This window comes from Planomicrobium sp. CPCC 101079 (assembly GCF_007859275.1).
GTDB lineage: Bacteria > Bacillota > Bacilli > Bacillales_A > Planococcaceae > Planococcus.
Map to the genome: position 1 here is coordinate 91,288 of NZ_VOHC01000003.1, position 8,675 is coordinate 99,962.

An 8,675-nucleotide genomic window follows, 5' to 3' on the forward strand; every position below is an offset into this window, starting at 1 on the left:
CTATTGTTTGTTCGAAGCAAGATGATAAACTTAAATAAGGAAATGTCCTAATTTTCTTTCTACTGAAGTCGGCAAGGTTAAGAATAAAACTTAGATGGAGTGATGGAATCAATGGATGTACCGGAAGAAGAAAAGTTGATCTCATTTTTTGGGTCAAAACCGAAGAGAGAAGCGGAAACGGAAATCTTCTATTATGATACATCTACATTTTCATATGAAAATGATAATGAAGTCTTCGGGGTCATAGTCTCCCCGTTCTATGACAGATTTATCCTGATGGTCAAGCATAAAGAAACACAAGAAACTTTGTTTTTTATGGAATTGCGCTCCGTCCAAAAGTTCGAATTGATAGATGATTTGATCCAAAAGAAGGTTCGATTATTCCACGGAGAATCCGAAATCTATCAAAATATAATAGAATTCACTTTCACGCCCCGTTTTAAAATGATCTTTGAGGAACAATACAGATAGGCGGGACGCCCATGATAGCGTATACGTATCGCTTAGACACAAGCCTTCCAGTTGATGTGCAGGAAAATAGCGAGATGAGAGCAGGGAAAATTAAAGTCTTATGGTGCCAGCTTGCCTATCTGTTCTTTGAGAAAGGCAATTCGGTTACATTCAAATACTGGTCTGGCGACTTGTCTGCAAGAAATGGCTATTCCGGATTCGGCATTAAAAAGGTCAAGCAACTCGCCAAACAATCAAAATTAACAATTGACTTGGATGGCATGAGCATACTCGAAGTGGAATTAAATCATAACGTAAAAAACTATGTGCTTCATAATATCCATAAATCCGAAGACCGGCTTACACCATTTTTTCATTTTGACGTTCTTAGTGAAGAAGGCGAATCCCTCTGTACTTCACAAGATTTTGGATCGTCAATTTTAATGGCCCTGACCGTTTCCGATTTACGGATATTGGCTGCTGATGGATTTGACTTGAATTTCTTGATCAGTCTGCCCGAATCTTGTTGAGGCAGAAGAGGTGATTTTAATTTTTGTAAAGGAGGATTTTAATGGAGAATTATATTTGCGAAACTTGTGGTGTCCAATACGATTTCTCTGCAAATGAACCTGAGCAATGCCTGATCTGCAACGAGGAACGCCAGTATGTTAATCCGAATGGGCAAAGCTGGACTACTTTGCAGGCGATGGTCGAAACAGGGGACTTTCGCAACAATTTCACTCAGGACGAGCCAGGAATTTACAGCATCCGTACCTCTCCTAATTTTGCTATTGGGCAAACCGCTTATTTGATCCATGAGGATGGTTACAATATGTTATGGGATTGCATCACGCTTCTTGACTCACCGACCATTGAAAGTGTCAAAGAATTAGGAGGAATCCAGGCAATTGCTTTGTCGCATCCGCATCATTATTCCACTCAAGTTGAATGGGCTGAAGTATTTGATGCACCAATCTACATCCATGAAGATGACCGGAAATGGGTTACCCGTCCAAGCGAACAGCTTATCTTCTGGTCAGGCGAAACGTATGAAGTCCATGGAGGGCTGGTGCTTCACCGGCTAGGCGGCCATTTCAAGGGGGCTGCTATTTTGCAGTGGAAAAATAGCCATTTGTTTACCGGAGACGTTGTGCGGGTGATGGCAGATCCTAGCTGGGCCTCTTTCATGTATAGTTATCCTAACTTTTTGCCTTTGCCGGCAAAAATAGTCAGGCGCATGGCGGAGCAGTTAAAATCCGTGGAATTTTATCGCGTGTATGATGCTTTTCACAGGACTATGAGAGAAAACGCAAATGAGCAGATTCAAAAATCAGCCCAAAGATACATCGATGCGATAAATGGGGAGTTATTCAGCACGTAGCAAATTCACTTTTTTTGGAAAGGATACATATGAAGTATTTTTACTGGCTATCAAGGTTTGCCCTTTTTTGGGGTCTTTCTTCTACTGCTAAATACTTTTATAAATCTTATGGCTGGTGGACAGTAGTAGTCGGGATATCAATTTTTCTAATTGTAGACTGGGTTATAAACAAAAAGTTAGAGGAAATCAAAGAAAAAGAAATTATTAAAAAATACCCTTATCTAAAAACCTTAAAAAGCGGGCAGCTTATTTCGCTAAAACTTAAAAACGGCAAAGAATTAACCCATATGACTTATTATTATTTTATTGATGATGTAATTAGCGTATCCAATTTACCCTATGGTGAAATTATCGAAAGTTTAAAGAGTATCCAGTACATTAAACTAAAGAAGATCCAAACCTTGGAAATGATAGAGAAGTAAAAGAATGCCGATCCCACGGGATCGGCATTCTTTTATTTGCTTGTCCAAAAAATTTAGTTAAAGATATGCCTTGGATGAAACTTTGCAGAAAGAAAATCGTAAATATACAGATTGTCCGGGTATAGCAGAAAAAGGTTTTAAAAAAGTCTTATATGAAAACATAAGGAGGAGTACGATGTCATTATTTGATAAGGTAAAAGCAAGTGCAGGGATAGGCAATGCAAAAGTGGATACGCGTATTAGCAATTCGACAGCAAAACAAGGCGGCCAAGTGGCCGGTGAAGTTGTAATAAAAGGCGGTTCAGTAGAACAGCAGATCAACTCGATTTCGATTTCTGTGGAAACATCGGTATTAGTAGAGCATGATGACCGGAAATACCGGCAAGATTTTCAGATCCAGCGTGTTAAAGTAAGTGAAGCTTTGACAATCGGGGCGAAAGAAGAAAAAGTTTTGCCTTTTTCGTTTACTTTATCTTACGAAGCCCCAATAACCACCGGCAAAAGCGAAGTTTGGCTGGATACCGTATTGGACGTTCCATTCGCAGTCGATCCAAAAGATAAAGATGGAATCAAAGTGGCGGGAACGGAAGCTGCGGAAAAAATGCTGGCTGCAATTCAGGAACTCGGATTCACGCTGAAATCAGTTACCAACTTGAAGAGCAGGCAGACAAAAAGTGGTTTAGTGCAAGAATTTGAATTTTACCCAAGCCCGGACTTCCGAAAACATTTCACCGAACTTGAAGTGATTTTCCTTTCTGACACAACCGGCACAACGGTATTTATCGAAATGGACCATAAAGCGAAAGGGTTAGGCGGTTTGCTGGCACAAGCGTTGGATATGGACGAATCCAGGCTTTCGATGCGTATAGAAAAACGAGACACATCGAGCGTTACAGAATTGGCCCGCGAGCTTCGGGACGTTCTTCTCCGGAATGTTCGGTAAACACACATAAAACTGGAAGAGACTTGCTCTCTTCCGGTTTTTTCGCTTTCTTAGATGCATCATTTATTATCGTAATAAATCTATTACAGCCTCTGGCACCGTTGAACTTTACATATTCTTTATAAAACAGAAGGTGAAAAATGGTACAATAGATTGAAAATACAGATAACTGAGGAGGGGATATTTATGCCTGTTTCCGATAAAGTAAAAGCAACTGCCGGAATTGGAAATGCAAAAGTGGACACGTATATCAAGGAAGTAAAGGTAAGACAAGGAAAATCCATATCAGGTGAAGTGTATGTGTTAGGCGGCGAAGCAGAACAAAAAATCGAGGGCGTGTATCTTTCAGTAATGACCTCTGTATTGACAAAAAAAGATGATCAAAAAATAATGCAGGAAGTTGAAATCCAACGAGTAAAGGTCAGTGAACCCTTCACCATCACTCCAAACGGGGAAAAAACCATTCCATTTTCATTTTTCTTATCTCTTGAAGCGCCGATGACTGTCAAAAGAATTGAAGTATGGTTAAAGACTATATTGGACGTAGCTTTTCAATGCGACCCAAGAGACAAGAATTATATTCAAGTGATCGGGACAGAAGCAGCTGAGCGAGTGCTGTCTGCTGTTCAGCAATTGGATTTTTCCATTAAAAAAGCAGTCAATCTAAAAAGCCGCCGCACCTACAGCGGTGTAATTCAGGAGTTTGAGTTTTACGCTGGAGGAAGTTTTAAGAAGGGATTTGAGGAGCTGGAATTGGTTCTTATCTCGGACAGTGCAGGAACTGCTGCTTATTTTCAACTTGCTCCGAATGGAATTGGAGAAACAAATCTTCTTGCCAAGGCAATGGATAAAAATGACCCTGAACTTTCTCTGCATTATCGTTATGGCGACGTTCCAGCTATCAATGTTGTTGCAAACCATGTGCAAGAGCTCTTGTTAAGAAAGCTTCGATGATCCGTCTTAAAATAAAAACGGCCATTTGCAAAGATCTTCATGCAAATGGCCGTTTTCTGTAAGTTCTTATATAGAATATATCAATACGCCGTCCAGCTCCAATTTCATTGATGAGGGTCATCCTACTGCCGATATTCGTGATGACCGCTCCAGGTGCGATACCATTGCATCGGATATTTTTATCGGCATACATAAATGCTGGACTTTGGATCAGACCTACAACTGCATTTTTAGAGGCAATGTAAGCAGCAGGTGCACGGGCTCCGTATAAGCGAAATGTTGTTGACGATAGATCCATGGCCATGTTCAAGGATCGGCATGCCCAAGTGTGCGAACCGATGAAAAAAGATGTGGAAATTCAGGCGCGCATTCAAATCGACCCGGCTATGGACAAGCTATTGTTTAAAAAGGGGATGTTAGAGGTAAATTCATGGGATGAAGAGAAATTTCTCAGGTGAACAAATTGCTGTCATCAATCAAAAGGAGGAATTGCCATGTTCGATCGCACTGCAGGAAGTTATGCTATTGACCTTTTAAAAGAATGGAACATCGACCATATCTATGGAATGCCTGGAGATTCGATCAATGAATTTATGGAGGAATTGCGGAAAGAGCAAACGATCCGCTTTATTCAAATCCGGCATGAGGAGACAGGTGCCCTTGCAGCCGCTGCCTTTTCCAAACTGACCGGGAAAATCGGCGTCTGCCTTTCCATCGCCGGGCCAGGTGCGGTCCATCTGCAGAACGGGCTATATGATGCAAAGAAAGATAAAACGCCGGTATTGGCAATAGTAGGACAAGTGGAAAGCACGAAAGTTGGGACCGACAATTTCCAGGAACTGCAACTCGAAGCGATGTTTGAAGATGCTGCGGTCTACAACCGGCGGGTCCAGTCGGCGGAACAGCTGCCGGATATGCTGAACCAAGCAATCCGGACAGCATATGCGGAAAATGGGCCGGCAGTATTAATCGTTTCAGATGATCTGTTTTCCGCAAAAATAAAGCGCAACGAACCACGCACTTCCGCTGTTTATGCTGCGCCGAAAATGCGGCCGTCCGAAGAAGATTTGGCGGAAGCCGCGCAGTTGGTAAATGCGTCAAGAAAGCCGGTCATTCTTGCCGGAAAAGGGGCTAAAGGAGCCGTAGCGGAAGTATTGTCATTTGCAGAAAAGATTAAGGCGCCCTTGATCGCTTCTTTCCCCTCGAAAGGCATTATACCGGATGACCACCCGCAAAACCTTGGGCATTTAGGCCAGCTGGGAACCAAGCCCGCAGAAGATGCAATGAAAGAAGCCGATTTAGTCATCTTAGCCGGTACGGCATATCCATATCGCCAGTTTCTTCCGACAAACGCTCCGGCTATTCAAATTGATATCGATCCGAAAGTGATCGGCAAATACTATCCAGCCACAGTTGGCATTGCAAGTGAGCTGAAACCGGCAATTTCTTTGCTTGCTGCTCAAGCGGAACCGAAAGATGACAGTTTTTTAAAGAAGTACATGGAAAAACGGATGGATTGGCAAGAAGAAATGCAAGCGGATATGGAAAAAGAAACCGATATCTTGCAGCCGCAGCATGTATTGGCTGAAGTTCAAAACGTACTTGATCCGGATGCTGTCGTTTCACTTGATGTAGGAAGTGTCACCATTTGGACGGCACGTTATTTGAAACTTTCCCGGCAAAAGTTTGTCTTGTCCGCTTGGCTCGCAACTATGGGGTGCGGATTGCCCGGTGCCATTGCGGCGAAAATCGCTTATCCGGACAAGCAAGTTATTGCACTGACAGGGGACGGTGGATTTTCCATGGGCATGCAGGATTTTGTAACAGCCGTTAAATACGATTTGCCGATGACTATCGTCATTTTCAATAACCAAAAAATCCAGCTGATTGAGCACGAACAACAGGACAAAGGCAATACCCCAACAAATATTGAAATCGCCAATATTGATTATGCAGCGTTTGCGGCCGCATGCGGGGGAGAGGGATATACATGTAAAAATCGAGCTGAGCTGAGTGCCGCGTTGGCAAAAGCGAAACAAAGCCTAAAGCCTGTTATAATTGATGCATATGTCGAAGATATATCCCCAATCGAATAAATTTGCGAAAGAGAGGCGAAGCCCATTGACTGAAAAATCTATGAAAGCACTCGGCTTCTATAAACCGGGACCAAAATCAGAGCCGCCGACATTTGAATATATTGACGTCGACCGGCCAGTTCCGACAGGAAGAAACTTGCTTGTTGAAGTTCGGGCCGTATCGGTGAATCCTACTGACTTCCGGACGCGCGACGCAAAAGATGAAAATGATGATTCATTGACCATTGTCGGCCGCGACGTTGCAGGCGTGGTTGTGGAAACAGGGGAAGATTGTACAGTGTTTAAAACAGGAGATGAAGTGTTTTATGCTGGAACAACAATAGCGCCTGGCGGCCATAGCGAAGTTCATCTTGTTGACGAGCGGCTGGTCGGCAAGAAGCCGAAAAGCCTGGATTTTGCAGAAGCAGCGGCACTTCCGCTCACAAGCCTTACGGCATTTGAAGCGTACTTTGACCGTTTAGGCATTTCTCGCCGTGTGGAAGACAATGCAGGGAAAAGCATCTTGATCATTGGAGCGGCTGGCGGCGTCGGATCAATTGCAACTCAAATAGCTAAACAAGTAGGGTTGACGGTGATAGGCACAGCTTCACGGCCGGAAACGAAAGAATGGGCAATGGAGCACGGAGCCGATTACACGATCAACCACATGGAACCGTTCGAGCTGCAGCTTCAATCGTTGGGATTAGGCGGTGTCCACTATATTTTTTGCTTGACCAATGTCGATGACCATATGTCCAATATGGCGAAAGTGATTTTGCCTCAAGGAAAAATCTGCTCAATTTTGCCGACCCAAAAACCATTGGATATTGCTCTTTTTTCAAAGAGTGTGACATTTGCCTATGAACTGATGTATACCCGTTCCATGTTCCACACGGATGACATGATTGTCCAGCATGAATTGCTGGATGAACTGGCGGATTGGGTGGACGCCGGCAAAGTTAAAACTACAATGACCGAACGCATGTCGCCTATCAACTCCTCCAATTTGAAACAAGCCTACGGAAAATTAATGTCCGGCCGGACTATTGGCAAAATTGTTTTGGATGGTCCGATTGAACCATAAACAATGAGAAGAAAAAGCAATGTTTCTCCAATAGTTTCTGGAGAAGCATTGCTTGTTTTTTTGTCTTCTTGATATAGTAAGGAAAACTATAAGCGAATTAAGAAAAAATCTTTATGCCAATACATAGAATAGAGGGTGCTTTGTTTGCTGAACCAAAAAAGGATTCGTGACTACGGAGTAAAGATCGGCAGTTTAGAACCGGGGCCGTTGAATGCAATTACTGATGTTGAAGGAGTAACCGTCGGCCATGCGACGCTGAGCAATGGGGATGTCCAAACTGGAGTGACTGCCATCCTGCCGCATTCCGGCAGTGTTTTTAAGGAAAAATTGATTGCTTCAAGCCATGTGATCAACGGTTTTGGGAAAACGATGGGCACCATTCAGCTGCAAGAACTCGGAACGCTCGAGACACCGATTTTGCTGACGAACACGCTGAGCATCGGGACGGCGGCGGACACGTTGATCGATTACATGCTCGAGGAAAATCCGGAAATAGGTGTTACTACAGGCACGGTCAATCCCGTCATCGGCGAATGCAACGATATGTTTTTGAACGATATACGTGCGAAATCGGTAAAAAGGGAACATGTGCTGCAGGCATTAAAAAGCGCATCCGCAGAATTCCAAGAAGGGGCAGCAGGTGCAGGTAGGGGGATGCTCTGTTATTCGCTGAAAGGCGGCATCGGTTCCGCTTCACGGCTGATGGAGTTGGACGGAGAGGTCTATACGATGGGGGTATTGGTGCTGTCGAATTTTGGCATGCTGAGCGACTTGCGCATAAATGGCCAGGCGGTCGGCCAGAAATTGAAGAAAGAAATTTTGCAAGAGCAGGAAGAAAAAGATAAAGGCTCTGTTATGATCATCGTCTCTACAGACCTTCCTGTTTCCGAAAGGCAATTGAACCGAATTCTTAACCGGGCGGTTGCTGGCTTATCACGAACCGGCTCTATCATTACGCACGGCAGCGGAGAGATTGTCATTGGATTTTCGACTGCTACTAGAATTCCGCATCAAAAGCCGGCAGAACGTAGAACTTTGCCGTGCATTCATGAAGAAGACCTCGATTTGGCATTCCGAGCCATCGGAGAAGCTGCAGAAGAAGCGGTCCTCAATAGTTTGATCACGGCAGAAGCAGTGGTCGGGCGTGAAGGCAACGAAAGGCCGGCTCTCAAAGATTTGATTGAAAAATTCAGCATCTCTTTGTATTAACAGTTTTCAAGAGAAACCCCGCTCATCTTTTTAGAGTGACCCAATAAAATGAGACAAGGAAAAAACACCGCCATCGTCGTATGTAGTTATCCACGACAAATTGGAGGTGTTTTTCTGTATGGGTTCAAAAAAGGGATCAACCAAGCGATTCTATCCA

General features: G+C 43.7%; 9 protein-coding genes and 1 pseudogene. 9 read left to right on the top strand and 1 reads right to left on the bottom strand.

Annotation, left to right across the window (positions count from 1 at the left end):
• Positions 1–111 precede the first annotated feature (111 nt).
• The 6 genes from FQV28_RS01765 to FQV28_RS01790 all read left to right on the top strand — a co-directional run bounded on the left by FQV28_RS01765 (position 112) and on the right by FQV28_RS01790 (position 4,150).
• A complete protein-coding gene (locus FQV28_RS01765; RefSeq protein WP_146493885.1) occupies positions 112–471 on the top strand; it encodes a hypothetical protein in 360 nt (119 codons plus the stop codon).
• Between the two features lie 11 nt (positions 472–482).
• Entirely contained in the window at positions 483–980 is a 498-nt protein-coding gene (locus tag FQV28_RS01770) for a hypothetical protein (RefSeq protein ID WP_146493886.1), read from the top strand.
• A gap of 41 nt (positions 981–1,021) precedes the next feature.
• Positions 1,022–1,831, top strand: coding sequence for an MBL fold metallo-hydrolase (locus tag FQV28_RS01775; protein WP_146493887.1), 810 nt, complete (start codon positions 1,022–1,024; stop codon positions 1,829–1,831).
• A 29-nt stretch (positions 1,832–1,860) separates the two neighbouring features.
• Positions 1,861–2,253: a hypothetical protein gene (locus FQV28_RS01780; RefSeq protein ID WP_146493888.1), complete on the top strand. Its 393-nt coding sequence runs from the start codon at positions 1,861–1,863 to the stop codon at positions 2,251–2,253.
• Between the two features lie 175 nt (positions 2,254–2,428).
• On the top strand, positions 2,429–3,196 hold the full coding sequence (locus FQV28_RS01785) for a sporulation protein (RefSeq protein ID WP_146493889.1): 768 nt from the start codon (positions 2,429–2,431) through the stop codon (positions 3,194–3,196).
• A 186-nt stretch (positions 3,197–3,382) separates the two neighbouring features.
• Positions 3,383–4,150, top strand: a complete 768-nt coding sequence (locus FQV28_RS01790) for a sporulation protein (protein WP_146493890.1) — start codon at positions 3,383–3,385, stop codon at positions 4,148–4,150.
• An 85-nt stretch (positions 4,151–4,235) separates the two neighbouring features.
• Here the strand turns inward: FQV28_RS01790 and FQV28_RS01795 are convergent.
• Positions 4,236–4,461: pseudogene (locus FQV28_RS01795) on the bottom strand (SDR family NAD(P)-dependent oxidoreductase); the annotation flags it as partial.
• 183 nt (positions 4,462–4,644) lie between these two features.
• Between FQV28_RS01795 and FQV28_RS01800 the strand changes: the two are divergent.
• The 3 genes from FQV28_RS01800 to FQV28_RS01810 all read left to right on the top strand — a co-directional run bounded on the left by FQV28_RS01800 (position 4,645) and on the right by FQV28_RS01810 (position 8,518).
• Positions 4,645–6,246: a pyruvate oxidase gene (locus FQV28_RS01800; protein ID WP_146493891.1), complete on the top strand. Its 1,602-nt coding sequence runs from the start codon at positions 4,645–4,647 to the stop codon at positions 6,244–6,246.
• Positions 6,247–6,286: 40 nt separating this feature from the next.
• Positions 6,287–7,309 (top strand): zinc-binding alcohol dehydrogenase family protein, encoded by a 1,023-nt coding sequence (locus tag FQV28_RS01805; RefSeq protein ID WP_146493899.1) that lies wholly within the window; start codon positions 6,287–6,289, stop codon positions 7,307–7,309.
• Positions 7,310–7,453: 144 nt separating this feature from the next.
• Entirely contained in the window at positions 7,454–8,518 is a 1,065-nt protein-coding gene (locus tag FQV28_RS01810; RefSeq protein ID WP_146493892.1) for a DmpA family aminopeptidase, read from the top strand.
• The last annotated feature ends 157 nt before the right edge of the window (positions 8,519–8,675 follow it).